This window comes from uncultured Bradyrhizobium sp. (assembly GCF_936943645.1).
GTDB lineage: Bacteria > Pseudomonadota > Alphaproteobacteria > Rhizobiales > Xanthobacteraceae > Bradyrhizobium.
Map to the genome: position 1 here is coordinate 61916 of NZ_CAKZJO010000082.1, position 22759 is coordinate 84674.

A 22759-nucleotide genomic window follows, 5' to 3' on the forward strand; every position below is an offset into this window, starting at 1 on the left:
ACGCCAGGGTCACTTCTTGCGCTCGTCGTCTGCGAGAAATCGACCGAACGCGCCCCGCGCGAAGAGCAGCGGCTCCGTCGCGTTGTAGGTATAGGCCTCGACCGCGCCGAGAAAGATCACGTGGTCGCCGCCATAATAGCGATTGACGGACCGGCATTGAAAATTGGCAACGCTCTCGGCAAGCACCGGCGCATTGCCGAGGCCCGGCGTCCAGTCCACGCCGGTGAATTTGTCGTCCGAGGACTTGGCGAATTTGGTCGCAAGGGCCTGCTGCGAGGCGCCGAGCACGTTGACCGTGAAATGGCTGGCGTTCTGGAAAATGGTCAGGCTCGAGGAATAGACAACCAGGCTCCATAGCACCAGCGGAGGATTCAGCGAGACGGAGGCGAACGAATTGCATGTCAGCCCATAGGGCTTGCCGTCAGGCGCCGCGGCCGTGATGATCGTCACACCCGTTGCATAGGTTCCGAGCGCGTTGCGAAAGTCGCGAGGATCGATCGGCGAGCTGTCGCTCGCGAATTCATTGGCTGGATCGGGACCGGCGGGCTGCTTCGGCAGATCATTCATCAGCCGGCCTCACAGCGTGAGATTCTCGGAGGGCAGGCCCAGCGCCACCCGTCCATAGTTGGTCCCGGCCGCATCGAAATTGAATGCGAGATGCGAGTTGATGGCGTGTGCATCACGGAACTGCCGCTGCAATACGCCGGTCGTGAACAGGCCGCGCGCACCGCTTGCGGCAAACAGCATCGAGACCGCGTCCGTGCACAGGTTCACTGAAAAGGACCCGTCGCGCCGATATCTGGTCTTGGTCGCCATATCAGGAATGTGCCCGCGCCGCGCGTCTTCCATGGCATCGAGGCACGCCGACCGCATGATCAGGCGCGCGGCGTCGATCTTCGCCGAGGCCTCCGCGATCTTGATCTGAGTGCTTTGGAAGTCGCTCAGCTTGGCTCGATTGTAGGTCGAGATACGGTGACGTGCGACCTCCGTGTAATCGTCGAGGCACGCTTGCGCATTCCCCAGGGCGACGCCGGAAAGAACGTATGGAAACAACGAGAACACAGGCAGCGCATACAATGGATTCGGATTGATCTCGCTCCCCGGCGTCGGGCCACCTGCGAGCTCGCCGACAGCGACGGTCATGTGGTCGGCCACGAAGGCGTCCCTGACCTCCACGTCGCAAGACCCCGTCCCGCGCAACCCCGCGACATTCCAGGTATCCAGCACCTTGTAGTCGCCCTTGGGCAGCAGAAAGATCCGATACTCGATGCCATCAGCCTCGTCTTCGGAATAGACCACGCTTGCCAGCATATTCCATTCGCAGGAGGCAACGCCGGACGAGAATGGCCAGCTGCCGCGCAGCTGGTATCCGCCCTCCACCCTCGTGGCGCGCCCGGCGGGAAAGATGAATGAGGAAGCGATCAGCGTGTCCGGATCACGGCCCCAGACCAGATCCTGCGCCTTCGGCTCGAACATGCCGAGCATCCAGTGATGGCTCGCCAGATTGGCAAGATTCCAGGCCACCGACGCATCCGCTTGTCCGAGCAGCTCAGCGCAGTCGACGAGGGCGACATAATCAAGCTCGGCACCGCCAATCCGTGCCGGCTGGAGCATCCGGAACAGACCGCCGTCGTGGAGATCCTTCTCGGTTTCCGGCGGGAGATGCCGCATCTCCTCCGTTCGCGCCGCCCGCTCGCGAAGCCGGGGCACGAGGGCCTGAGCCTTCGCGATCATTTCCGCATAGGCGCGTTCGCTGGCATTTGATCCGGTGGGCTGACCCATGCTCGGCTTTCGACCCGGCGCCATTCTGTCCCTCACTTCGCGTATTTATGCGGCCGCCCTTTCGCCAAATCAAGCCAATGCAGCTGACACCGCTTCAAAGCGGGCGCGTCGGACGCCATGGGACCGACCGCGAACCTAGCCCGTCAAGGGTTTGCCTGCGCCAAAGACTCCCTTCTGGGTAAATGCCGTGATCCGACGCTCGTCATAACCGAGCACGTTGCGCAAGACGTCCTCGGTATGCTCCCCCAGCAGCGGAGCAGCAACGGGATCGACCGCACCGGTCAGGCTCATGGTAATCGGCGGCTCGATGTTGGGCACCCATTCGGCGGTACGATGCGGAATCCGGCTCAAGCGATGGCGTTCGCGAGCTTCGGGCGCATTGAACCCCTCCTCGACCGTCCGGAGATAGCCGACCGGAATATTGGCGAGCTTCATCTTTGCCATCCAGTTCTCGAGGGTATCGCCGGCAAAGACCTCGGCAATGGCTGCGCGCAAGAGCTCCTTGTTCTCGGAGCGGGCCTTGCGCGTGGAAAACTGCGGTTCGGTGATGAGATCCGGGCGGTTGAACACTTCGAGCACGAGCCGACGATAGAGCCGATCGTTGGCGCAGGCCATGTAAAGCGGTCCGTCCGAAGCCTCGTAAACGCCGACGGTGGGCGACCCGCTGGGTGAATTGCCGAACCGGCCGGGATTTTCACCATTGATGAGATAGGCCATGCCGAAGAAGCCGGTCATCCCCATCGCGACGTCGAACAGAGCGACCTCGACATGCTGCCCGCGGCCGAGGCGGTCCCGCGCGAGCAGCGCCAACAGTATCGCATTACAGGCGGACATCCCTGTCGCCATGTCAACAATGGGGGGACCGGTACGCACCGCGGGGCCATCCGCAAATCCATTGAGCGACATGAAACCGCTCTCGGCCTGCGTGATGGGATCGAAGCCGGGACGCGAGGCGAACGGTCCGGAACGTCCATAGGCGGAGATCGAGCAATAGATCAGCCGTGGATTGAGCGGTGCGACCGTCTCATAATCGAGCCCGAACTTCTTCATGACCCCGCTTGAGAAATTCTCCACGACCACGTCCGCCTTGCGGATCAGGTCAAGTGCGATCTCGCGGGCTTCGGGCACGGAAAAGTCGAGCGCAATGCCGCGCTTGTTGCGGTTCAGGCTCAGATACGCGGCGCTCTCGCCGCCAATCTCGGCGTGCTCATAGGCGCGGGTGTCGTCGCCGCCGTCGGGATTCTCGATCTTGATGACGTGCGCGCCGAAATCGGCGAGCGTCTGCGTGCAGGCCGGGCCGGCGACGACACGCGTGAAATCGATGACGAGCAGGCCATCGAGCGCGGTTGCCCCTCCCGTCGCACGCGACGAACGTTCTGGCAATTCAGGCTTGTTGGGCATCGATGGCGCGCTCCCTTACATCGGCTTATGGCTGCCGAATTTCCCGCGACAGCAAACTTAAAGCCCGGCGCCGCCAACTTCGCAAGTGCTTCGCTGGCATGGGCTCAAAACGCAAAAAGGACCCGACAGCCGTCAGGCTGCCGGGTCCTCGAGCATGCCAGGCATGCGGGGTCGAATTACAACTCGTTCTGGCTGTATGGCGCTATCGTTCCGTGTGGTGGGAAACCCCCGGTCAGTGAAGCCATTTCCTCCAATAGAGCGTATGCGCCCAAGCCCAAGGCATCTCGGGTTCGAAGAGCCGATAACCTGCCTGAATGAAGTTGTTCGCAGACACCGGGTTATCCGTCGTGTCCGAGACGATGCTGTTCCATCCCACACGCCGTCCTCTCGCCTCGACGACGCGCATCAATCTGCGCTGGAGGCCGCGCCCCCAGTGACGCTGCAGAACACCAACTCGGGAGAAATACCCACCATTTCTGACATGCGTGGAGGGAACTACGCCGGCAAAGCCGATTGCATTATCATCGTGGTAGGCTAACCACCACGCCCCCAACTCGAATCGAGGCATGACGGCCGAATCCAGGAACGTCAACTGATGCAAATCAGACAATGCATCAGCGACCTCGTCATCGGATGCATCGACGATGCGGATTCTGTACATGGATCAGACCATTTGCGAGGAATGACATGACCGAAACTGCGGCGTTGCCGCCGGAGCGCGAATTCTCACTTGCCGAGCACGACTTTGACGCCTAGCCAAACGGCTCCCATCAATCCCGTGGCGACCACCGTGACCACGGCTTTGAAGGTGTAGCTCTGCGCCTGCTCCACGCTCTTGCGCCACCTGCGCAGGTGCTGGAAATCCGCCCTCAGTTCTTTGCGATCGTCATCTTCGATTCCAAAAGCCGCCAGCACGGATGCCACGGCCTTCAATACGATCGCATCGATGCTCTCCTGCTGGAGCCTGTGCTGCTCGGCCAGCGTCTCGGCGACAATGGCCTTGATCTCGTCGTCCGCCATCTTCATCGCTTGATGATCCTCGCAACATTCTCGAAGCCGCGCTTGGCGAAGTAGAACGATACGACCAGGTTCGCCGTGATCGCTGCAAATCCCGCCAGAGCGTCCGTCGAGCCCAATCCTAGAACCTTGTCCCAGACAAGGAGCTTCGCGAAATAAAGCGTCACGCAATAGCCCATCAACTTGTCCGGCTCGTACCAATGCCCGATCTCCGCGATGCGGTACTGCATGACAGCGTTGGTCTCGGCCGTCTGCGACGCGATCTCGCGCGCGGCGAGATCGGCCGCAATCTTGCTGTCGACATTTTCGGCCTTCAGCTTGGCGCTGTAGGCTTCGATCAGCGCCTTGACAACGGGGCCGCCGAGAAACGAGATGATCGTCATCCACATCAGGTGCTCCTCCGCAGAGTTCGCAAGCGTGCGATGATCGTCACCACGGAGATCACCAACAGAATGCGTCCCGTTGTCTTGACGTCGCCGATGGCTGCGCCGATCTGGTCCTTGACGGCGGGATCTCCAAGCGTGTCGGCGAGGTCGTCAATGACCGAAGCCATCGCACCCGCGAGCGCGACGCAATAGCTCCACGCAATCGTCACGGAGTTCAGGCAGATCGCCTTGAGTCTTGCGAGCATCATGATTTCCTACGCAGCGCCGCTACCCGGGTCTTGACCGAGTTGATGAGAGCCTCAGTTCCAGACACCAGCTTGCGGAGCGGATCTCTGCAGAACCAGCAAGCTCCAAAGCCCGCAGCAAAGACGAAGATGTCGAGGATCGTCCGCATTTTCATGTCCTTCCGAGAATTGCTTTGAACAAATTGACGACGAACGCGCCGATCGAACCCTTCGATGGGTTCGCCAATGAGGGCTTCGCAGAACCTGCGACAGGCGGCCTCTCTGCATCCTTCGCCCTCGCAAGGCTGATTTCGGGATCGATCTCCATCAGCGCGATCAGAAGCGCCGCGCATCCGAGTTGCGGATCGACCTTGCCTGGGTCGTAAACGCCATCGCGGACATATTTCCCGGCGCGGTATTGGTCGGTACCGGACCAGAGATAGGGCGACGGCATGCCGCGGGTTGCGTAACCTAGCCCGTTGTAAGTCTCGAGCGCCGTCAACGCCGCTGCAACCGACCAGTCCTTGTGTCGCGCAAGGAAGGGAGGACACTTGGCCAGCGCATCGATCGCCGCAGCCTCCCATGAGGCGAACGGGCCACGCCGCGCCGGCACGTGGACCGACACGCGATCCCACGGGTCACCCTGCGCCAGCGATCCCCGCCAGTCCTGTGAGGATTCCCGCTCATGAATGACGGCGATCGCCGGCCAGGGAACGCCGGTCTCGCGTTCGACGGCCTGGTATCGGGCCTTGGCCTTGTAGAGACGCAAGGCAACCTTGGCCGCCTCGGCCTTCCGGGTCGGCCTGGCATTGGACCAGCGGTCCGCATTCGCCCGCGTGAGGGCGTTGAGGTCTACCATTGGGGGTACTCGATTATGATTGAATGCGCTTTGTGTAGGCGACGCTGGCGGCCGCAAAGAACCGCACACGCAATCGAAATTCGAACCGTTTCCGTGGAAAAGGGGGCCGGGCGTACGCTTCCGCGGATTGCCAGGCTATTTCCGAGTATTGCGCTATCTGAGGCTGTGCTATTACCTACAGACTAAGGGAGCGATTGAATGGGACTGGTCAAAAAGATCGAAAACAAAATCGTACGTCCCGCGTTGCGGTGGGCACGTCCGGCCAAGCGCGTAACGCTGGGCGGGATCACCATCGAATACAAGGCTGAGCTCGACGGCGGGGGAATCGAATTCGGCCAGGATTTCATTCCGTTCTTGCGATCCCGCAACATGCCTAAGCAACAGCGCGCTTTTGAATGGTGCTCCGGCCCTGCCTTCATAGGGTTTTCGCTACTGGGGAACGGTCTCTGCGAAACGCTCTGCTTGGCGGACATCAATCCGGCGGCCGTAGATTCCTGCCGGGGCACCGTACGACAGAACCGCCTTGAAAATAGCGTTTCAGTTTACCATTCGAACAACCTTCAGAGCATACCTGAGAGCGAGCGATGGGATTTGGTAGTAAGCAATCCGCCCCATTTCGTCGATCAGTACGAAGGGGATATCCGCGCACATGATCCCGGCTGGAACATCCACCGCGAGTTCTTCTCCACCGTACCCCAGTATCTTAAGGACGATGGAGTCATTGTTCTGCAAGAGAACAATCGCGGATCGACGGTCGAAACCTTCCGCGAGATGATCGAGCATGCCGGACTCGAAATCACCTTTACCCACGGTGACAGCAAGGAACTCACTGCAACGAGTGAGTTCTTCTTTATCGGAATCGTGAAGAAAGGAGCCTCTCCGCCCAAATGGGCTAAATGATCCTCAGGATTTTGTTTAGCATCATCGTTGGTTGCATATTGGTGAATACGGCAGAAACGCCACCTTGCGGGGCGCCAGCGAAGGTCGATGGTGCCTGTGACGCGCTTATCGGACTGCCATTATTCGTGGTACCGGCTCCGTTGCCGTTGGCCCAAAAGCTACCGGGGCAATTCACAACGCTTGGGCTGATCGTGATCGCGCCGTTGGCTATTGTGCCGGTAGGCGTATAGGGCGGAAGGTTCGCAGTAACAAGCTGGCTTGTTTGACCACCGCCCGTCGCGCCGCGAGTATTCCCATCTGGGTATATGGTTGCGGAATTGACGACTGACGAACTGCTATCCAACATCGCCACTACGCGGCCTCGAAGATCTGGGACGTTGAAGGTCGTTGAGCCATCTCCGCTCCCGAAAGTCGTGCCCACGAGCGCGAAGTAGGCCGTGTAGGTGGAGCGCGAGATTGGTTGCCCCGCCGGAATTATAAAAGCTGAATTGGGCGCGATGGCACCTGTGTAATCGATCAGCCCTCCAATTGGCACCAGATATGGAGATCCATAGAAGCCCCGCAAATAGAATGCCTGATCTGCGTGATTATACACCGCCACATAAGGAGTACCTTGGATCAGCACACCGACCGGAAGTTCCGCGCTCGGCGCAGATCGCAGTGGCTTCCCACCCAGCGAATCGACATTGATCGTCACAGTCGCGCCGTTCGTCGCATGCGGCGTGAACGCGATCATTTGGCCGTTCAATTGCGCGAGCGACTGAAACACCTGGTAGGTACTGACGGCATAGGCGGTGCTGGTGCCGGTCGTGACGATGGCGCCAGCGACGTCGTCGCGGTACTTCGCAATCGCCGCCATCATCGCGCGAGCCGAGTCGTTGACGCTGGCGGGCGACTGGCCTTCGGCCCAATTGATCGTCGAATCTGCCGTGGCGTCGGCGGACGCCGTTTGCGACCATCTGTAAAGAGTCATCCATTATCCTTGTTCGATTGCGACGCCGTGAGGCGTCATCGCGCGGCCCGATAAGGTCGCGGCTAATTGCCTTCAGTCCGGCGCTTTCGTCTCATTGCCGCACAGCGCAATGTACTGATCGCAGCGACAGGATGGCGCCCGGGCCGTCAGGAGGTTGCGGATCACGCCTGCGGGGACGCCGGGACTTTCGCTTGCGATCCGGGCGACGCGCGCGTCGATGATGCCGTCGATCTCGGCTCGCAATTCCTCGATGCGGTCTTCAATTCTGGTCGTGCGTTGCGGCTTCGTTACCATTGGCGTCTCCGTCCTTCGCTTTGGCCTCGAGCGCTGCCAGCTTCTGGCGCGCGGAGGCAGCTTCGTTTTGCGCCCGCCGCAGCGCACGTTCGCGCTGCGCTTCGTGCGCGGCGAGATAAAGCTGGATGTCGTAAGGGAGCGCGGCGAACCGCTGCTTGAACGGCCCCGGCCAGGACCGTGGTGGTGAGACGGCTGCGGTCGCGCTGATCGCGCTCGCCGCCGCGCCGCCGAGGGTCGGATCGGCGAGACCGAGCGACACGTGCATCCGCGAGATATCCTGCACAGCCGGCCAGAGCCGGCTCATACCGAGCGAGGCGCAATCGGTCACGAAACGTGCGATCGACGCCGGCGCGGCTGGACAGGCGGTCACGCCGTTCAGTTCACACCATCTCGCGAATATCGGCGCATCGCGCAGGCGCGCCTGCGCAAGCGCCGTCAGCAGTGGATGGGTCATCGCTTGGCTTTACGCAAGGCCTCATGAAGGCTGCCCATGTGCCGACGCAGATCGACGAGCTGAACCCGCTTTCGCAAGCTATGAGGGCTTGAGTCGATCTCTCCGCCCAATTCGGCGTCGAACCTCTCGAGCGCGGCCACGCGTTTCTTCAGTCCGTAGAGCGCGAAGTTCTCCGCGATGCGATCCGATGACATCGGCTCGCCATAGAGATTCCCGGTGATGGATTCGGCTCGTTCAATGATATTTCGGTCGTCTTCACTCATAATGCGCGTCCTCAGACATCATTTCGGTCGACCGGTCAGTACGGCGAGAAAAAGATCGGCGGCGAGATACGAAGCTCGGGTCTTTCGGCCGGCTGCTGCGACGGCGTTGGCTGACCCATCGTGTCCGCCCTGGCTCCCGTTGCGGCAGGCGCGTTCATCTCATCCATGGGATACCCGAGGCCCGCGTACGGGTGGAGTTCATGCCGGATCCTGTGATCCGGCTCGGACCAGATGAGCCGGGCTCGCTCGTTCAGACCGGGAAGAATTCCTGTCCCGTAGCCCTCGGTTACGACATACAGGTCGTCGCCTCTCTGCACGATCGAACGAAAGACGTTGCCAGGATGGAGAACATGACCAGGCTTCGTGGTGTTCACGATCGTCAAGCGGTCGTCATCCACGTGCTGGCGAATGGGGCCCAATCCTGGGACATCCATGACCGCTCCCTCGGCGCTGGTTTGGTCGCCTTGAAACGGTATCGCATGCCTTTTGAGGGCTTCAAACGCCGATAGAGGCGTGTTGCCCTGCTTGGTGTTTCCGACCCACTGTTCTGTTTGGTAGTGGTGCGGCCCGCTCGGCACCGTGATCTGCCGGCCGCCCGAGAAAGGAATTCGGTATTGTATTGGCGATTGCATCGTAGGATCCACGCGTAACGCTCCACTTGCTTGCAATGGGAATTGAGCGCACGACATCTCGAAGCGCGCGAGCTCGATGATTGAGGATTGGAGATTGGCCCGTCAGCAACGGCGCTGACGCGGGGCTCGGCTGATCGCAGGAGCGACGCCGTTCAATGAACATCGGAACGCGCGACATCATGCTTGAGAGTCGAACGTCACAATCTCGAAAATTTAAAGCGAACGCCGCAAGCCGGCTTAAGCGTCACACGTGGATCGGTCGACGCGCACACCGGCCTTGCGCCGCCGGATCAGGCACCCCGTGGCAGCAACCGTGAATAGCGAAAAGAGATTGGTGGCGGATAGGACAAGGGCCACGATGATAGGTCCATCTGCAGTTCGCGGAATGTCGTTCGGACCGGGCCAAAACAGCACGGTAAGCACCCCTACGAATAGTATATTGGCGAGCGTCACGCCCGCTGCGAACCTCGGCATCGGCGACAATCGGACACCAAACAGCTCGGGCGTCACGACGAGAGTTGCTCCCAGGAAAAGACAGACGAAATGCAACAACGATAGTGAAATGGCCGCTGGTGCGAACGAACCGATGGGTATCAATCCATAGGATACGAAAAGGCCCACGGCCTCAACAAGCAAGAATTTGATGAAGAAATCGAGGACGATCATCGACAGCCACTGGGACACCGAAAAATTCATTCTGTCCTCATCCCGTGCCGATCGAATATCTGTCCGGCTTAACACGCGGAAGCGCTAGTCCTGAAGCGCACCATTTCGGGTCAAAAACGGAAGATATCCGATCCCCCAATGGAAATTCCGTACGACTTGGCGACGCCGGCCAAACCAGCTCGCGCAACTGAGAACCGATCCAGCTCAAACGACCGAGGTTACCTGGTCCCAGATAAACACCCCCGACGAACATGGAACAAAAAGAGAACAATGTCAACAGCCGCAGTAATGTCAATCAGGCTCATTCGCCATGAGCTCGTCTCGCCTGGTAGAGCGCGACCGCATCCTTGAGATCCCCCGAGCTCGAAAGCCGGGCGCTCAGCGTGCGCAAATCCTGCTGGCCGCGCTCTCCTCGGCTCGATGCCATGCCCGGCCTTTGCACCGGCGGCATTGGCTTCGCCGCAATCGCATCCTTCGCCTTCATCATCAATCGGTATTTTCCGGCATCATACATCATGCGCTGGAAGGTGGCATTGCGCATCAAGGGCTCGCTTGCGAACAGGCGTTGCATTTCTTCTGCCTCGATGCCGCTGGCCTGGGCCGACGCCATGATCTCTTGCGCTACGGCCTGCCTGACGTCCCGCGTCTCCTCCTTCAGCATCGCTTCAAGCCGGGCATCTTCGGCTTTCGCATAATTCTGAAAGTTGTGCCGCGCGGCATCGGCCGTCCGCCGCATCTCCTCATTCTGCCGGGCGCGCAATTGCTCGCTCCCCGCGATGATCGCCTGGATGCGCTGCAGCTTCGCGGGATCTTGTTGCGCGATTTGCGCAAGGGCTTCCGGCAGCCGCTCCGGCGCGAGGCTTGCCAGCTCCGGAAACTGGCTGATGAAGCTCACTTGGGCGACTTGCATGGCGGCATCGAGACCCTCGACATAGCTTCGCCGCGCGCGCTCGACCTCGCCGACTTTCTCCTCGAGCGCCAGCCGCACCTGCGGATGTTGCATGAGCTGCTCGAGATCGGGATCGAGCTGCGCCGCGCGCTTGCCTTGATCCTCTACCGCCTCCGCCGGCGCTCCGATGCCTTCATTGGGGTCATCACTGTGCTCGGGTGCCTCAAAGCCGTAGAACTCCGGCGCATCGGGATCGTTGGCAGTGACCTTCGCACGTAGCGCATCGATCCTGGCGGCCAGCGCTTCCGATGACTCGTTCTCGGCGATCTGCCTGTCGCCGGCCGTGGCGCTTGCGTAGTCCCGCGCGGCGCGCGCCAGTGTGACGGCTTCGGTCGCAGCCGCAGGCTTGCCCTCGCCGTCGGTGTATTGCCTCACGACGACTTTGGGCTGTTGATCTGACAATTGGTCCGCGGCATCGCGCAGCGAGGCGCTGTCGCCGTCGATGGAATCGGACAGCACTTGCTTCTCTGGATCTGGCATCTGCGCATAACCGGCGTTGGCCAAGTCGAAAGCGGCACCAGTCAGTTCCGTGTCGGTTTGGATCGTCATGTTAGAACCCGTTCGGCTTGGCGGCCTTGATCAGACCGCTAATTCCGTTCGCTATTGTCGCAAACTGATCGACGCCGGATTTCTGCTGCGTTCCCGTCGTCGTGCTGTTACCCTGCTGCCCGAGCTGCGCAATGGGCACGCCGATCTGCGCGAGCAAGCTCAGCGCCTGCACGGGAATGCCGCGTCGCTGCGCCTCTTCCGCGAGCGTGGCATTGGCTCCGTAATTCTTGGCATCGAGTGCCGCTTGCGCAGCGGTGACACCCTGACCGCGATTGGCGAGATCACTCTGCTGCATCTGCGTCAGCGTATTGGCCGTGGTATTGCCGGCATTGTAGAGCGCGCCCGCGGCGGCTAGCTGGTTTGCCACGTCCTGGTTGTATTGCGCGGCGATCACCGGCGCCTCGGCCGCCGTGACACCCCTGCCATAGGCCATCAAATTGGCACCGCTGAAGTCGCGGCCTGCGGCAGCAAACTGCGAGTTGACGGAGTCGCCGACGTCGGAACGGATCTGGGCGAGCTGCGCCATCAAGGCTGGATTGTTGCCGACCATGCTGCCAGTCGCGTAGGGATTCAGCATCTTGCGGTAGGCTGCGAGATTGTCCTGCACGGCGCCGGCCTGCGCAGTGGCGCCGCCGCCATTCAGCAACGAGTCCGCATAGCTTCCGATTTGACCGGCATAGGGATTGCCCGCGGCAGCGTTGTTCTTCAACGTATCGAGCGCGGAGGTCTCGGATGACGTCAAGCCGGTGTTGTTGAGGCCCGTGCTGATCTGGCCCAACATCGTTTGCAGCGCCGGCTGCGCGGCAGCCCACGGTGCACTCTGTGACTGCACGGTCTGCGTGGAAGTGGATTGTCCGCCCATGGACGGTGCTCCTTCTGGTGTTGACTCTGCTGTGGGGGGCCCTGATCCGGGGGGCCGCGAAGCTGACGATGCGGCCGGACGACGGTTCAGGGGTCGTAAATCACCCGCCGGTTCAGGCCCAATCGTATCGTAATCTTGTCGACCTCTTCCTGGCTGTCTGGATAATGCTGGTCGCCGCCGGAGCTGCGAACGACGGCGAAGCCACGATCGGCAAGATCCGTCGCAACGGCCAAGTTCAGCTCCGACGTAATCACCCCGTCCAGGCAGAGCACCCGCTTGTCTGGGGACAGCGCCAGCGGGCGCGCGGCATCGCCACTACAGTAGTCAGCAGCACGGGCGGAAGGTTGCAAAATCCGTCTCTTGCGAGGCTGATGCGCCTCCCCCGCCAACGAGGAGGCAAAGGAGCGCAAATCCAGATCTCGTCAGCCAACAACGATTGGCCCGATTGCCTTGTCTCCCGCCCTGGCCGCGAATGACAGCTCGTCTCGTTCAACCCGACCGGGTCCGGTGTCCGACATCTTCGATCTCTACAAATACGACGATCGAGAGCCAAGCTTATAGAACAAATAAGGAACATGCGCAACGCCCGGCTGCATCGCACGATAATTTTTGTCAGCGGGTCGGCACGCCGCGCGAAAGTGTGACGCGAGCGCCCCTACGGTTGGCCTCGCCATCATCGACTACGGCAATCGCTTGTCGATGATCGCATAAGTCTGCTGGTATCCGTCTAGCACGCGCGCCCAACCTTTGCGTCCGAAGATGCGCACGCAGCAACATCCTTCCGCCTTCGCATAGGTTTCGATGCCGCGGATCAGCGGCAACCAGCGCGACATGCCCGCGCCCGCGCACGCCGTGATGACGCAGACCTTGCCGGCATCCGTTTGCTGAAGGCTCGTGGCAGCAGCCGCTTCGATTATTGCACCATTCCAGGCGACCCACAGCACCGAGGCGCCGACGAGGATGTCGCGCTCAATGGTGGCGAACGCCGACAACCCTGTCGTGACAATCGCCCGCTCAATGAGTGGAGCGACAAGCGGCCAGACCTCGCGCACGTGGTCCGGATCGACGCAGACGAGTCGCGCGCCGTGATGTCCATCCGGCCACAAGCCGGGTGCCTGCGGCACACCATTTCTCATGTGAACAATTCCGAATGAAGACGGTGAATGACACGCCGACTCCCGACGACGGCGCGAAACCTCGCCCGCCGTCAGCGACGTCACGGCTTCAATGGGCACGCGGACCCACTCTGGCCGACGGAGCGGTCCTCATTCATGCGGGTCGTCAGGCTCGTCGCGGGAAATTGCCGGCAATGGCGCGATACGCTACCCGACCGCGATTTTGGTCAGGAGTTGCCCATCCGTACCTTCCCAGCACATGCTGCGATTAGAGCTGCGGCGAAAGATCTGCGATAGCGTAATCGCCCCTCCAGATCAGCCCCCATTCTGCGCTCCGCGCAACCAGATCTCGCCTCAGCTCCAAATTGCTCTTCGCAAGGAAAGGAGCGATGAGCGCCTGGCATCGTGCGCTGAAGCTCGCATGCTCGTGCTCCGCCGCCTCTTCGATGGGTTCAAGTGAAGGAGTAACGATGTCAGAACCCTGCGAACTCATGTGAAACACCGGATCGCGAAGGCAGGAATGATCGACGCTTTACATTCGATCGTCTGCCGGTTCGTATGGTGGTGGTTCATCACCTGAACCGTCCTCCGGACGCCTGGGACGAAACTCGTTGTAGCGATCGAGAACGCTCTTTCGGATGAGCCCTGGCGGTGCGCTATCAACGAAATCGCGCTCGCGACCGATATCGGGCACGCCCGGTATCATTTGAAGAGACATGATCTCCTCGAGGACATCCGATAGCTCGTCCCCACGCCCGAGTTTCACCAATATCCGCGCCTTAGTCCCCAGCGCTTCCCTACGAAAAAGACCGGTCGCGTTGGCACGCTCAAGAGCGGCATCGATCGCCTTCAGTGCGTCTATCGGTTGGTCAAGTGAAACAAAGTAGATGTTTGCCTTGGTTATTGCAGGTCGCACATCGCGTGGGTCGCATCGCAGCATGTCTTCCAAGATATCTATCGCCTCAATATCCCGCTCTTCCTCTCTCAATAGCCAGACTAGCTCGTGCGAAAGATAACGAAGATCATCACCTTTTACTGATACTAAACGTTCCGCCACCGCGCGAATGACATCGGGCAGCGGTAACTTCCGTCGAAGATCTTTGATCCAATCGTGAAAGATATCAATCGAGTCAAAGGAAACCATGTCTACATCATGAACCGCACCCGGGCACGCACAAGCCTATCTGCTCTTGAATGGTTCGACAATCCTACTAGCGTTGTGAATTGTACCATTCTTCCTCGTCGGGAATTCCCCATTCCGCCAGCTTGTTATCCTTGTTGAGGTTACGCAAACAAAGTCGATATCTGTCGCCTGCGCGGTCAAGACAGCCAATCAGGAAGTGAGTCCATGGAAACGTGTCGAGCCCAATTGCCTTGCGTTCGTTCCAAGTCTGCCGACACGCTTTCTCCTCCGCCTCTTTTTGCCGACTACAGTACCTCTTGCCACCATTTCCTTTTTTGCGGCCGCCTATCTTGTTGCCGCCCGCACCAGAAGCAGTGATCTCGGAACGCTTTCGTTCGGGGGGCGCTTGCTCTGGCGCCAATGGCGGAGACTCGATTTCGTGTCGCGGCTCGTCCTCATCACCGGGTCTGGACAGCACTACGCGTCGGGGATTCGCGTCGATGCGAGTTAACTCCCGATGATCGCTTGGCAAGCCCGTAAGCCCTATAATCGAGGGGGGCAAGCGGCCACCGCCGCTCGCCTCGGGCGCGGACGGTGGCTTGATCGGCGACATTCGCGGAATTGGCTTGTCGCTAAACGCATTCGAAATACCAAGAGACTTGTTGGCACCGGGTCCGATTGGCGGGAGGGCTTGGCGCCCGACGCCAACGGGCAGCGGACCACCGAGGCCAGCTGGCAGCGCGTCTGGAGGCAGAAGGGCTCGCATCCACCACGGCAATTCAGCCGGTGATGAAGTCAATCCACCACGTATCCCGTTCCCTGCACTTTCGGTACCGGCCGGTCTCAAGACTGCAGGCGGCTGAATATAGGTCTCGGATCGAGCAGGCCGCGGACCAACTGAGAGAACACCGTTCGTAGGTTGCAACGTGCGCTCAGTGCCAAGTGCTGAGCCTCCAGCCGGCCTGATGGGAAGGCCTCCCACCACTTTGGGCACCGTAGGAGTAGCTGCGCTTGCTACCTCGAAACCAGCGCGCGGCAGATACTCGCGCGCCTTGTTGTATATGTAAGCTTCTTCCTCAGTCGTGGGAGCCGGACCGGTAGCAACACGGGAGGCGTCGATCATATTTCAGATGGTTTCAGGAAAATCCCTCAGTGCTTTGATTTGTGCAAAGACGCTACCCGGGGTTGGGTGGTCCCAGACGTCCTGAAATCGCTCCGAGAACGAGCGGAGCGGACGTTCAGGCTGGTCTACGTATGACATCGAATTTTCCTCACAAGATTCTGCCAATTGGCTCTGGACCACGATCCAGTCCGATCGCTCTCGTCCATCTCCCCCGATCGAAGCGCGAGCGTCCCTGCAGGCGTGCACCACACGTGCGAGACTGGATCTTGATGTTGATTTGATTACGTGCAGGCGGACGAACAATCAGTCCTAGCGGTTTGACAGCGAGGCATCTCCCTCACCCCACCACCGCCCACAAAAACACCCGCCCCGTCGTCGCCGAGTTCGCATGCGCGATCGTGAACGCGCCGTTCGCGACCGCGCCCACATACATCGTGCCGTTGCCGACCTCCGCCGCCGCGTTCGCGGACGCCGGCACCAGGATCGGCACCGATCCCACGGCGCAATTTGCCGTCGTCACCGTCGTGCTCGATGCGCCCGTCGCCAGCGTCACACTTCCGACGGCATTGGAGCGTCCGGCTGCGAGCTGCTGGATCGCGAGCACGATCTTCTTCAGGTCGGTCTCGGTGATCCCTGGGACATAAGCCGTCATAGCGTGCCGTTCGGTGTGAGATCCGGGACGAGGCCGGCGCAGAACGACCAGTTCGTCGCGGCGGGGATGCGGACCTTGAAACGGGAGTAGCGGGTGTCGCGCCGGATATCACAACGGCCGGTCCGGGCGTTGACCAGCACTTCCGCGCCCGGCGTTGCCGCTGCCGCCGGCGTGTCACGCCAGGACACCGAGCCGAACAGCGTCGCCGCATCGGTGATCGGGCGAAAGCCGCGGATGGTGATACGGTTCTCGTCGGTGCCCTGCTCCGCGCTCTCCAGCGTCGCTTCCAGACTCGGGCCACGGAAGAAGCCGAGCACATGGGCGTTGGAGAACTGTGCGATCTCGGGCTGCACCGCGGTCGCATAGGCATCGAGACTCAGCGTCAGCGCATCCAGTGACGAGGAGATGCTGTCGAGATTCTCGAGCGTCAATCCTGTCTGCGAGATACCGAGCAGATACTCGCCGGCCACCGCCACCGGAAAGAAACGGTCGAGCAGAAAATCGTAGCCGAGCAGCTTGTCGTAAGCGCCGACGGTGCCAGACACCGATTTGTAGGCCCAGTAGACCCGTGTCGAGCGTGGATCGGCAGCCCCCATGAAGAGCTGGAGATTGCCCTTGTCGAGATCGGCGAGGAAGCTGCGATCGACCTTCTCGCGACCGATCTGCTGCGGCACGCCGCCCGGCTCGATCTTGTGAAAGCCCTGGCCGGCGTAGAAGAAGATGCGCTCGCCGGCGCGGATGATCGAGTACGGCGCGTAGAGGCCCTTGTCCTGGGTGATGCGATCGATCTGGAAGATGATCGGCGAACCCGGCACGTAGGACATGCGGCGGATCGCCTGATCCTGGAATACGATGCCGGATTCCCCGCCGGCGACGCCGCGAACGATGCCGCCGTCCGGGAAGTCCTGGAAGTCGGACGACTTGATCCCGCTGGTCCAGCTGTCCGCCGCATTGAAATTGTTCAGCCCGGACCACTGGATCCGATACGGCGTGGATAGCAGCCCCGACAGCACCAGAAAACGGCCGACCACGCTGATATAGGCGGCCTGCGGCGGTGCCCCCAATGCGTCGGCAAAAGCCGTGGACGACGAGAGGTCGAAGACTTGCAGCACCGCGTTGGCCTGCGTCGCAAAGACGAAGTTGCCGGTCTGCGCGAACTGCCATTGCGCGGTCGCCGACAGGGCTGAATACGAACCTCCTGCTTTGGAGACGTCCACCCAGGTGAAGTCGATGTTGTTGAGCCGGTAGAGCTTGGTGCCCGTGCCCGCAAAGGTGACGACGGTGCCGTCGGACTTCAGCGCATAGAACGCGCCGCGGCACGGCGCCGGCAGCGCAGACGTGTAGGCCGAAAAAGACGGAAATGGTCCATAGCCGTCGCCGCGCGGGATGACATTGAGGATGTTGCGCGAGGCCTGGCCTTCATAGTCGCTGACATCCGGGCGATATTCGCCGTAGGAAAGGAGTGGCATCTTTTGATCCTATTCGAAAGTGTACGCGCCAAATGCGCGCGTGCCGCCCGTGTTCGGCGGCTCCAGGAGCCACGGCTCGCAACGCGGCTCTCCATCTCCTCAACGTGAGCCCGGATCAGCCGCCATCGACTTGCCAGACCTGTGGCAAGGATCTTCGGCTTGGAGATGTGATCTTTAAGATCGTAACAGGCAAACGCTGAACGACGGAGTCTTCGCAGCTTCCGATCATTCACTGCTCGCTTCCGCACGTGAGCAAAGGAATGCCCGCTCGCGCTGCGCGCGCAACCGGGACATGCAGGCCGGCAATTTGATATCAGCTTATGAGCGGGACTTTCTCTGACGACGCAGCCTGGAAATCTGTCTCTTCTTCTGCGTCACGCACTCGTCCACCATCCGACATAGCTGACGATGAAAGTCGACACCGTAGCAGAACGGCAAATATCGTGGAAAAACGACTTCGTAAGACTCCCTCTCGAATTTGATCATCTTCAAACGGTCAAGCGACGCGCGAACAGCCATACTCGCGATTGTCAGGGCCTGAAGCCCATCCACCCCTCGAGCTCGACGAACTCTACTGTCTTTGAACCCTTCGATCTGAAATGAACAAGCCCATTCAACCTCATACGCTTCATCACGCTCGGGAAAACCTAGCCGAGCTACCGCCTTGCGCTGGAGCTTACCGTAGTTGAATTCATACTCTATCAGCGCGCGTTCATTCCACGTCATCAACGAGGCCCGTTCAAATGTTCAGACTATAGCGATCCAAAAGGCACCGACCGCACCTTCCATTATTGCACTGATCTAAGAACAAATGAGGAACGACGTCAAGTCGCTAGGGAGGGTCGAAGTTGCCGAATTGATTGTCACACCATTCGGTCTTGTTGTTTCCACTCTCATACGTTTTCGACCAGCAAGCTCGTTTGGCGGTCTCGCCTCCGACTGTCTTACTCGTCGAACCTGATGGGATACTTCGGCAAAATTCTTCCCAATCTTCAGTGCTTCCACTGGCAGCTCGTAGACAACGATTAAAGTCGCTGCCCCCTCCACCAGACGCTCCGACCCGAGGCGAAATAAGGCTCCAGAATTCTTTCAGCCGCCGCCAGAACTCTTGCGCCGGCGCCTCTGAGCCTTCGGGAGCGGGGACAGGTCCAAACGGCGGAAGAGGCCTCGGCCGCGAGAATTGACCAAATCCAGCGGCGACCGGGGCTACTCGGTCACTTGATTGAGGACTGGCAAATTTTGATTGGGGCCCGTTCGCATTGTTGCGCTCAAGCGAAGCCGAGAGACCATCTTGTTGAATTGCTATGCTATTGCTGGTTTGCGACGAGTCTTTCCGAGTGAGTTGTCTGTAGTTCGGATCAAAGCGTGGATTACTCATGTAATTCCTCTGTTCAACTAGATGGCTTTGTCGGACGCTCGTCACGTGGGTTGAGCAGCCCAAATGCGCCGGGTGAAATGAAATGCACTATTGGCGAACGTGATGTGAGCACTCTCGCCGAGAATCCGCGAATCCTGGCCTTTTCAGTCGCTGAGGTTAGGGCGATATTCGCCGTAGGCAGGGAGGGGCGTTATTCAATCGTCCAAGGTTCGGGTTCGATCAAGATTGGTGTCCAGGCATTCGCCGTCTGCGCGCCAACCGTCCATGCGCCTGCAGCGTCGGTGGATCCACTCCACGCTGGCGACGGTAACGTCGCCTCCACCTGCCACGACATCGTGTCGAACGGCCGCCGAACCCAGGCTTCATGGTCCCGGCCAGGTGTGGAGTCGCCGCCCGCCCAGATGAAGGCACCGCGTTCGGATGTGAGCGATGCAGAGAATTGGCAGGCCATTCCCAAGACCAGCGCCGCGCCTTGAGCGGCGAGCACGCGCGCTGTCGCCTTGGTCGGTACGCCTGTCAGCAGAAATGAGCCGCCGAGGCTCAGTTGCTTCGGTGTGAACGCGATTGCATTGCCGGCACAGATGAAAGCTGCGGGGCTGGCCGCTTCTGCGATTCTGAAACTCACCGGAATCCCGGTCGCCAGAGCGCCAGCGGTCGCGACAGCCTGCGACATGCTAAATGTCGATGCTCGTCCGGCGAGACCGACCGGGCCCTTAGCCGCCACAAGCAAAAAATTGCTGCTGCCCGGCAATTGACCGAGTGCCCAGCGTCCAAGAGCGTCAAAGCCCAGCAAAGACATGACTTATCCAACCAACGCGATCGCGGCCATACCTTGATAGGTGGCGACAGAGACCGTGCCACCGCCCACCGTTCTCATCCCGAATGACACGTAATGGTATCCCTCTGACGAGACATTAGTCGGCCACAACGGATTGTAGCTCGCGCGCCCACCTGTAGTGACGATATTCCAATCAAGTCCGATGCCGGTTAAAACGCCATCAAGGAAGACCTGTAGTCCCGTCCAACCGTTTGACGTGTTCGTCATCATGCCGTAGGCGCCAGCAAGAATAGCGTCATCGGCAAAACAGACGAATTCGGCCTTCGACACCAGCTTTTCAATATAGGCGCTGGTGTTTGTCTCGGTCGAAGTCGTGTCGGTTGCTCCGGTCACGGACAAGCGCGCCCGGTTGAACCAGGTTCGTACAAAGCGTTGAGCTGCAGTGTCTTGCCAGGCTGGGCCGGAAACCGCGCGAGCGATGCCGACAAGCGAACGTGTGTCATCGCCGCTCTTGATTTCGGTGCCGACATTGCCGGACGTTGCCGACGTCGCATGACCGATCGTCGACGCTTCAAGTCCATTGACAGCGACGCCGGAGCCGGTCGCATAGATGTAGTAGGTTACACCGGCAGTCAGGCCGGTCGGAGCCAATGACAAGCCTCCGGCCGGAATGGCGCACGCTACGCCGTTGATCGTGAGCAAATTGCCATTTAGGGGCAACAGCACAAGATTTGCACCGGATTTCACCAGCCTGCATTGACCATATGCGCGAACGTCGATGTTCTGCCGCGCCTGCGCCTTCTGCGCGTCGGTAAATGCGTTCGCCTCCTCGATCGAAATCAGGTCTTCCTTGATGCCGACGACGGCAACGTTTGGCGCAGCGATGAAGCTGACCTTCGAGCCGGCACCCGATTGTCCTGCAGCCATCCCTGACCCCGACGAATTGCAAAGCACGGTCGTGCGGGCAAACGTTCCGCTTGCCGCCGTGTAGGCGCCCTCGGCAATCTCCCACTGGGTCAGGTCGCCGCTGATTGCGATGAACTTGTACTTGCGACCATCGACCGCTCCGGCCAGCACCGGCGACTGACAGCCGCCGACCGTCGATGAATACACCCAATCCGTGGTGCCGCCAGACGCGGGAATGAACCGGCAGTTGTTGAGAAATGCAGCCATGTCAGGTGATCGTCAGGATGCCATTGGTCTGATCGAGATCGATGGTGAAGGTATTGCCGTTGGTCAGCGTGATCGCGGTGCCATAATCCCACCAGCCGATCAGCGGCTTGGTCGACGACGTCGAATTGTAGAGCACCGCGTACTGAAACGGCCCGATCGAACCGCCGGATGCCGTCCACGCCGGATCCGTCGCGCCGACGAACTTGAAGGTGCCCGTCGTTTGCGCGCCCGTGATGGTGCCGACACTGTTGCCGCCGGCCGTATAGCCGTTGCCCGCAGCCAGATCCGCGGGCGCGTTGTAGACCGTGTTGGTGACGACCGGAGCCGTATTGGTCAGGTAAACCTTGTAGACCTGCGGCGTCCCCGTCTTCATGTCGTGCAGCGCATTGGCGACATCCTGCACGAAGCAATAGAACTTGTTGAAACTTGCCATATCGCCCTCCTAGATCACCTGTCCCGAAACGCGCACCGTCATCGGCCCGGCATTGAAGGTCGATGTCAGCCCGAGATTGTTGAGGTCGGCCAGCGCCGACGTGAAGCCGAGCCCCCAGGTCTGGATGCGCGCGTCTTCCTTGATGTACGGTGCGGATTCCAGCAGCGCGCCGTAAAGATAGAGATCGGGCGCCATGCTCAGCAGCCAGTTGGTCCCGTTCGCTGCGAGCGGCGGAATGGTCTGGCGATAGACCATTTCGATCGTGTAGGCAGCGTCGGGCGTCGGTGCGAGCTCGAGTTCGCCTCCGAACACGGTGAAATAGCGCGGCCGTGCGGCTACGTCGGATGTCGCGAAGCGATACTCGTCCATCTGCGTTCCCGACTTGAATTCGAGGCATGGCTTGCCCGTCACGCTCGACAGCCGAACCCGGCGCATGGACTGGAAATCCGACGGCAGCGAGATGAACTCCGGCTCGCTTGAGCCGAGGTCGACCAGCGCGGTCGCCCGCTGCTCCATCTGCCGCACGAACAGCTGGCGGTTGAACTTGGATTCCGCGAGCTGGACGAAGGTCGGGATGCGCGCGATCAGCGTCGTATCCTGGTCGCGCGCGAGGTATTCGGTCACAGCCAGCTGCAGTGAGGTGTAGTCGGTGATCTCAGTCATTTGAGCTCCGCTGACCAGCCGGCCTGCAATTTCGGCCTGTCGGTTCGCAAATGGGCCCATTCGGGATCGTCCAGCTTCCGCTGCACGATCGCGTCGAATTCGGGCGTGAATAGCCGCAGCGAGGTGTTTCCCCTCGCCTGCTCCTCGTTGAGCCATTGGACGTAGATGACATTGGGGATGCGGGCGACGTGCCGCCCCCAGTCGCCGCGCTGCTCGTCCCGGCGCGCCTGCCTGTTCCATTCCAGGATCGGCGCCACGTCCTGGACATGCTCGATCGCAAGCTCGCGCCCGTTGCTGTCGAGATGAGGCCTGATCAGGACACCGTCCATCACGAGAGCTCCGTCACCCACAGCGTGCCGGCAGTCGCCGTGACCAGGCCGTTGGTCGCGGCCTTCAGCGCAGCGATGCGCTGGCCAGGACTGACGGTGACATATTCGACGGTGTTGGCCGGAAGGTAAGGATCCGAAATGGTCGCGGTCTGCGCGCCGTCGCCGACGCGAAAGCAACAGCCGGAATTGGCGACCAGGCGGAGCTGATCGGTTTCCGGCCCGAACGCGCTGGCCGCACCGACGCTGCTGTCATAAGCGATCGTCTGCGTGGGGCCGACGCGCGAAGAGTTCTGCTTGTAGAAAAACGGCATG

General features: G+C 60.4%; 29 protein-coding genes. 1 reads left to right on the forward strand and 28 read right to left on the reverse strand.

The window, feature by feature from the left end:
- Nucleotides 1-9: 9 nt before the first annotated feature.
- The 8 genes from Q0743_RS22740 to Q0743_RS22775 all read right to left on the reverse strand — a co-directional run bounded on the left by Q0743_RS22740 (nt 10) and on the right by Q0743_RS22775 (nt 5669).
- A complete protein-coding gene (locus Q0743_RS22740) occupies nt 10-567 on the reverse strand; it encodes a flavin reductase family protein (protein WP_298243716.1) in 558 nt (185 codons plus the stop codon).
- A gap of 9 nt (nt 568-576) precedes the next feature.
- The gene (locus Q0743_RS22745) at nt 577-1806 is read right to left on the reverse strand and encodes an acyl-CoA dehydrogenase family protein (RefSeq protein WP_298243717.1); all 1230 of its coding nucleotides are present in this window, start codon (nt 1804-1806) and stop codon (nt 577-579) included.
- 111 nt (nt 1807-1917) lie between these two features.
- Nucleotides 1918-3183, reverse strand: coding sequence for a CoA transferase (locus Q0743_RS22750; RefSeq protein WP_298243718.1), 1266 nt, complete (start codon nt 3181-3183; stop codon nt 1918-1920).
- Between the two features lie 232 nt (nt 3184-3415).
- A complete protein-coding gene (locus Q0743_RS22755; protein WP_298243719.1) occupies nt 3416-3844 on the reverse strand; it encodes a GNAT family N-acetyltransferase in 429 nt (142 codons plus the stop codon).
- A 65-nt stretch (nt 3845-3909) separates the two neighbouring features.
- The gene (locus Q0743_RS22760) at nt 3910-4209 is read right to left on the reverse strand and encodes a hypothetical protein (RefSeq protein WP_298243720.1); all 300 of its coding nucleotides are present in this window, start codon (nt 4207-4209) and stop codon (nt 3910-3912) included.
- Nucleotides 4206-4589, reverse strand: coding sequence for a hypothetical protein (locus tag Q0743_RS22765; RefSeq protein ID WP_298243721.1), 384 nt, complete (start codon nt 4587-4589; stop codon nt 4206-4208). Before Q0743_RS22765 ends, Q0743_RS22760 begins: the two co-directional genes overlap by 4 nt.
- Nucleotides 4589-4831, reverse strand: a complete 243-nt coding sequence (locus tag Q0743_RS22770) for a hypothetical protein (protein WP_298243722.1) — start codon at nt 4829-4831, stop codon at nt 4589-4591. The genes Q0743_RS22765 and Q0743_RS22770 overlap by 1 nt, the downstream gene beginning before the upstream one ends.
- A 151-nt stretch (nt 4832-4982) precedes the next feature.
- The gene (locus Q0743_RS22775; protein WP_298243723.1) at nt 4983-5669 is read right to left on the reverse strand and encodes a hypothetical protein; all 687 of its coding nucleotides are present in this window, start codon (nt 5667-5669) and stop codon (nt 4983-4985) included.
- A gap of 198 nt (nt 5670-5867) precedes the next feature.
- Here Q0743_RS22775 and Q0743_RS22780 point away from each other — a divergent pair, with 198 nt between their 5' ends.
- Complete coding sequence (locus Q0743_RS22780; protein ID WP_298243724.1) at nt 5868-6569, forward strand: methyltransferase; 702 nt, start codon at nt 5868-5870, stop codon at nt 6567-6569.
- Here the strand turns inward: Q0743_RS22780 and Q0743_RS22785 are convergent.
- The 20 genes from Q0743_RS22785 to Q0743_RS22880 form a co-directional block, all read right to left on the reverse strand.
- Nucleotides 6562-7542, reverse strand: a complete 981-nt coding sequence (locus tag Q0743_RS22785; RefSeq protein WP_298243725.1) for a phage tail protein — start codon at nt 7540-7542, stop codon at nt 6562-6564. The genes Q0743_RS22780 and Q0743_RS22785 overlap by 8 nt on opposite strands.
- Nucleotides 7543-7614: 72 nt before the next feature.
- Nucleotides 7615-7836 carry a hypothetical protein gene (locus Q0743_RS22790; RefSeq protein WP_298243726.1) on the reverse strand — a complete coding sequence of 74 codons (222 nt, stop codon included), beginning with the start codon at nt 7834-7836 and terminating at the stop codon, nt 7615-7617.
- The gene (locus Q0743_RS22795; RefSeq protein WP_298243727.1) at nt 7802-8290 is read right to left on the reverse strand and encodes a hypothetical protein; all 489 of its coding nucleotides are present in this window, start codon (nt 8288-8290) and stop codon (nt 7802-7804) included. The genes Q0743_RS22790 and Q0743_RS22795 overlap by 35 nt, the downstream gene beginning before the upstream one ends.
- Entirely contained in the window at nt 8287-8553 is a 267-nt protein-coding gene (locus tag Q0743_RS22800) for a hypothetical protein (protein ID WP_298243728.1), read from the reverse strand. The genes Q0743_RS22795 and Q0743_RS22800 overlap by 4 nt, the downstream gene beginning before the upstream one ends.
- Nucleotides 8554-8588: 35 nt before the next feature.
- Nucleotides 8589-9185: a hypothetical protein gene (locus Q0743_RS22805; RefSeq protein WP_298243729.1), complete on the reverse strand. Its 597-nt coding sequence runs from the start codon at nt 9183-9185 to the stop codon at nt 8589-8591.
- A gap of 237 nt (nt 9186-9422) precedes the next feature.
- On the reverse strand, nt 9423-9881 hold the full coding sequence (locus Q0743_RS22810; RefSeq protein ID WP_298243730.1) for a hypothetical protein: 459 nt from the start codon (nt 9879-9881) through the stop codon (nt 9423-9425).
- 271 nt (nt 9882-10152) lie between these two features.
- On the reverse strand, nt 10153-11259 hold the full coding sequence (locus tag Q0743_RS22815) for a hypothetical protein (RefSeq protein WP_298243731.1): 1107 nt from the start codon (nt 11257-11259) through the stop codon (nt 10153-10155).
- Nucleotides 11260-11350: 91 nt separating this feature from the next.
- Nucleotides 11351-12211 (reverse strand): tail fiber domain-containing protein, encoded by an 861-nt coding sequence (locus Q0743_RS22820; RefSeq protein WP_298243732.1) that lies wholly within the window; start codon nt 12209-12211, stop codon nt 11351-11353.
- An 86-nt stretch (nt 12212-12297) separates the two neighbouring features.
- Nucleotides 12298-12561, reverse strand: a complete 264-nt coding sequence (locus Q0743_RS22825; RefSeq protein ID WP_298243733.1) for a hypothetical protein — start codon at nt 12559-12561, stop codon at nt 12298-12300.
- A gap of 330 nt (nt 12562-12891) precedes the next feature.
- Nucleotides 12892-13446, reverse strand: a complete 555-nt coding sequence (locus tag Q0743_RS22830) for a hypothetical protein (RefSeq protein WP_298243734.1) — start codon at nt 13444-13446, stop codon at nt 12892-12894.
- A 412-nt stretch (nt 13447-13858) separates the two neighbouring features.
- Nucleotides 13859-14470, reverse strand: coding sequence for a hypothetical protein (locus Q0743_RS22835; RefSeq protein ID WP_298243735.1), 612 nt, complete (start codon nt 14468-14470; stop codon nt 13859-13861).
- A 67-nt stretch (nt 14471-14537) separates the two neighbouring features.
- Entirely contained in the window at nt 14538-15062 is a 525-nt protein-coding gene (locus tag Q0743_RS22840) for a hypothetical protein (protein ID WP_298243736.1), read from the reverse strand.
- Between the two features lie 847 nt (nt 15063-15909).
- Nucleotides 15910-16224, reverse strand: a complete 315-nt coding sequence (locus tag Q0743_RS22845; RefSeq protein WP_298243737.1) for a hypothetical protein — start codon at nt 16222-16224, stop codon at nt 15910-15912.
- Nucleotides 16221-17693 (reverse strand): hypothetical protein, encoded by a 1473-nt coding sequence (locus Q0743_RS22850; protein ID WP_298243738.1) that lies wholly within the window; start codon nt 17691-17693, stop codon nt 16221-16223. The genes Q0743_RS22845 and Q0743_RS22850 overlap by 4 nt, the downstream gene beginning before the upstream one ends.
- Before the next feature lie 1568 nt (nt 17694-19261).
- Entirely contained in the window at nt 19262-19870 is a 609-nt protein-coding gene (locus Q0743_RS22855) for a hypothetical protein (protein ID WP_298243739.1), read from the reverse strand.
- A gap of 3 nt (nt 19871-19873) precedes the next feature.
- Nucleotides 19874-21022: a hypothetical protein gene (locus tag Q0743_RS22860; RefSeq protein WP_298243740.1), complete on the reverse strand. Its 1149-nt coding sequence runs from the start codon at nt 21020-21022 to the stop codon at nt 19874-19876.
- Between the two features lies 1 nt (nt 21023).
- Complete coding sequence (locus tag Q0743_RS22865; RefSeq protein ID WP_298243741.1) at nt 21024-21455, reverse strand: hypothetical protein; 432 nt, start codon at nt 21453-21455, stop codon at nt 21024-21026.
- 9 nt (nt 21456-21464) lie between these two features.
- A complete protein-coding gene (locus tag Q0743_RS22870) occupies nt 21465-22118 on the reverse strand; it encodes a hypothetical protein (protein ID WP_298243742.1) in 654 nt (217 codons plus the stop codon).
- A complete protein-coding gene (locus Q0743_RS22875) occupies nt 22115-22447 on the reverse strand; it encodes a hypothetical protein (protein WP_298243743.1) in 333 nt (110 codons plus the stop codon). The genes Q0743_RS22870 and Q0743_RS22875 overlap by 4 nt, the downstream gene beginning before the upstream one ends.
- Nucleotides 22447-22758: a hypothetical protein gene (locus Q0743_RS22880; RefSeq protein ID WP_298243744.1), complete on the reverse strand. Its 312-nt coding sequence runs from the start codon at nt 22756-22758 to the stop codon at nt 22447-22449. The genes Q0743_RS22875 and Q0743_RS22880 overlap by 1 nt, the downstream gene beginning before the upstream one ends.
- Nucleotide 22759 lies beyond the last annotated feature (1 nt).

Coding starts and splice junctions, on each gene's coding strand:
- Q0743_RS22740 (WP_298243716.1), bottom strand. CDS start 567: ATGAATGATCTGCCGAAGCAGCCCGCCGGTCCCGATCCAGCCAATGAA.
- Q0743_RS22745 (WP_298243717.1), bottom strand. CDS start 1,806: ATGGCGCCGGGTCGAAAGCCGAGCATGGGTCAGCCCACCGGATCAAAT.
- Q0743_RS22750 (WP_298243718.1), bottom strand. CDS start 3,183: ATGCCCAACAAGCCTGAATTGCCAGAACGTTCGTCGCGTGCGACGGGA.
- Q0743_RS22755 (WP_298243719.1), bottom strand. CDS start 3,844: ATGTACAGAATCCGCATCGTCGATGCATCCGATGACGAGGTCGCTGAT.
- Q0743_RS22760 (WP_298243720.1), bottom strand. CDS start 4,209: ATGAAGATGGCGGACGACGAGATCAAGGCCATTGTCGCCGAGACGCTG.
- Q0743_RS22765 (WP_298243721.1), bottom strand. CDS start 4,589: ATGTGGATGACGATCATCTCGTTTCTCGGCGGCCCCGTTGTCAAGGCG.
- Q0743_RS22770 (WP_298243722.1), bottom strand. CDS start 4,831: ATGCTCGCAAGACTCAAGGCGATCTGCCTGAACTCCGTGACGATTGCG.
- Q0743_RS22775 (WP_298243723.1), bottom strand. CDS start 5,669: ATGGTAGACCTCAACGCCCTCACGCGGGCGAATGCGGACCGCTGGTCC.
- Q0743_RS22780 (WP_298243724.1), top strand. CDS start 5,868: ATGGGACTGGTCAAAAAGATCGAAAACAAAATCGTACGTCCCGCGTTG.
- Q0743_RS22785 (WP_298243725.1), bottom strand. CDS start 7,542: ATGACTCTTTACAGATGGTCGCAAACGGCGTCCGCCGACGCCACGGCA.
- Q0743_RS22790 (WP_298243726.1), bottom strand. CDS start 7,836: ATGGTAACGAAGCCGCAACGCACGACCAGAATTGAAGACCGCATCGAG.
- Q0743_RS22795 (WP_298243727.1), bottom strand. CDS start 8,290: ATGACCCATCCACTGCTGACGGCGCTTGCGCAGGCGCGCCTGCGCGAT.
- Q0743_RS22800 (WP_298243728.1), bottom strand. CDS start 8,553: ATGAGTGAAGACGACCGAAATATCATTGAACGAGCCGAATCCATCACC.
- Q0743_RS22805 (WP_298243729.1), bottom strand. CDS start 9,185: ATGCAATCGCCAATACAATACCGAATTCCTTTCTCGGGCGGCCGGCAG.
- Q0743_RS22810 (WP_298243730.1), bottom strand. CDS start 9,881: ATGAATTTTTCGGTGTCCCAGTGGCTGTCGATGATCGTCCTCGATTTC.
- Q0743_RS22820 (WP_298243732.1), bottom strand. CDS start 12,211: ATGGGCGGACAATCCACTTCCACGCAGACCGTGCAGTCACAGAGTGCA.
- Q0743_RS22835 (WP_298243735.1), bottom strand. CDS start 14,470: ATGGTTTCCTTTGACTCGATTGATATCTTTCACGATTGGATCAAAGAT.
- Q0743_RS22840 (WP_298243736.1), bottom strand. CDS start 15,062: ATGTCGCCGATCAAGCCACCGTCCGCGCCCGAGGCGAGCGGCGGTGGC.
- Q0743_RS22845 (WP_298243737.1), bottom strand. CDS start 16,224: ATGACGGCTTATGTCCCAGGGATCACCGAGACCGACCTGAAGAAGATC.
- Q0743_RS22850 (WP_298243738.1), bottom strand. CDS start 17,693: ATGCCACTCCTTTCCTACGGCGAATATCGCCCGGATGTCAGCGACTAT.
- Q0743_RS22855 (WP_298243739.1), bottom strand. CDS start 19,870: ATGTCTTTGCTGGGCTTTGACGCTCTTGGACGCTGGGCACTCGGTCAA.
- Q0743_RS22860 (WP_298243740.1), bottom strand. CDS start 21,022: ATGGCTGCATTTCTCAACAACTGCCGGTTCATTCCCGCGTCTGGCGGC.
- Q0743_RS22865 (WP_298243741.1), bottom strand. CDS start 21,455: ATGGCAAGTTTCAACAAGTTCTATTGCTTCGTGCAGGATGTCGCCAAT.
- Q0743_RS22870 (WP_298243742.1), bottom strand. CDS start 22,118: ATGACTGAGATCACCGACTACACCTCACTGCAGCTGGCTGTGACCGAA.
- Q0743_RS22875 (WP_298243743.1), bottom strand. CDS start 22,447: ATGGACGGTGTCCTGATCAGGCCTCATCTCGACAGCAACGGGCGCGAG.
- Q0743_RS22880 (WP_298243744.1), bottom strand. CDS start 22,758: ATGCCGTTTTTCTACAAGCAGAACTCTTCGCGCGTCGGCCCCACGCAG.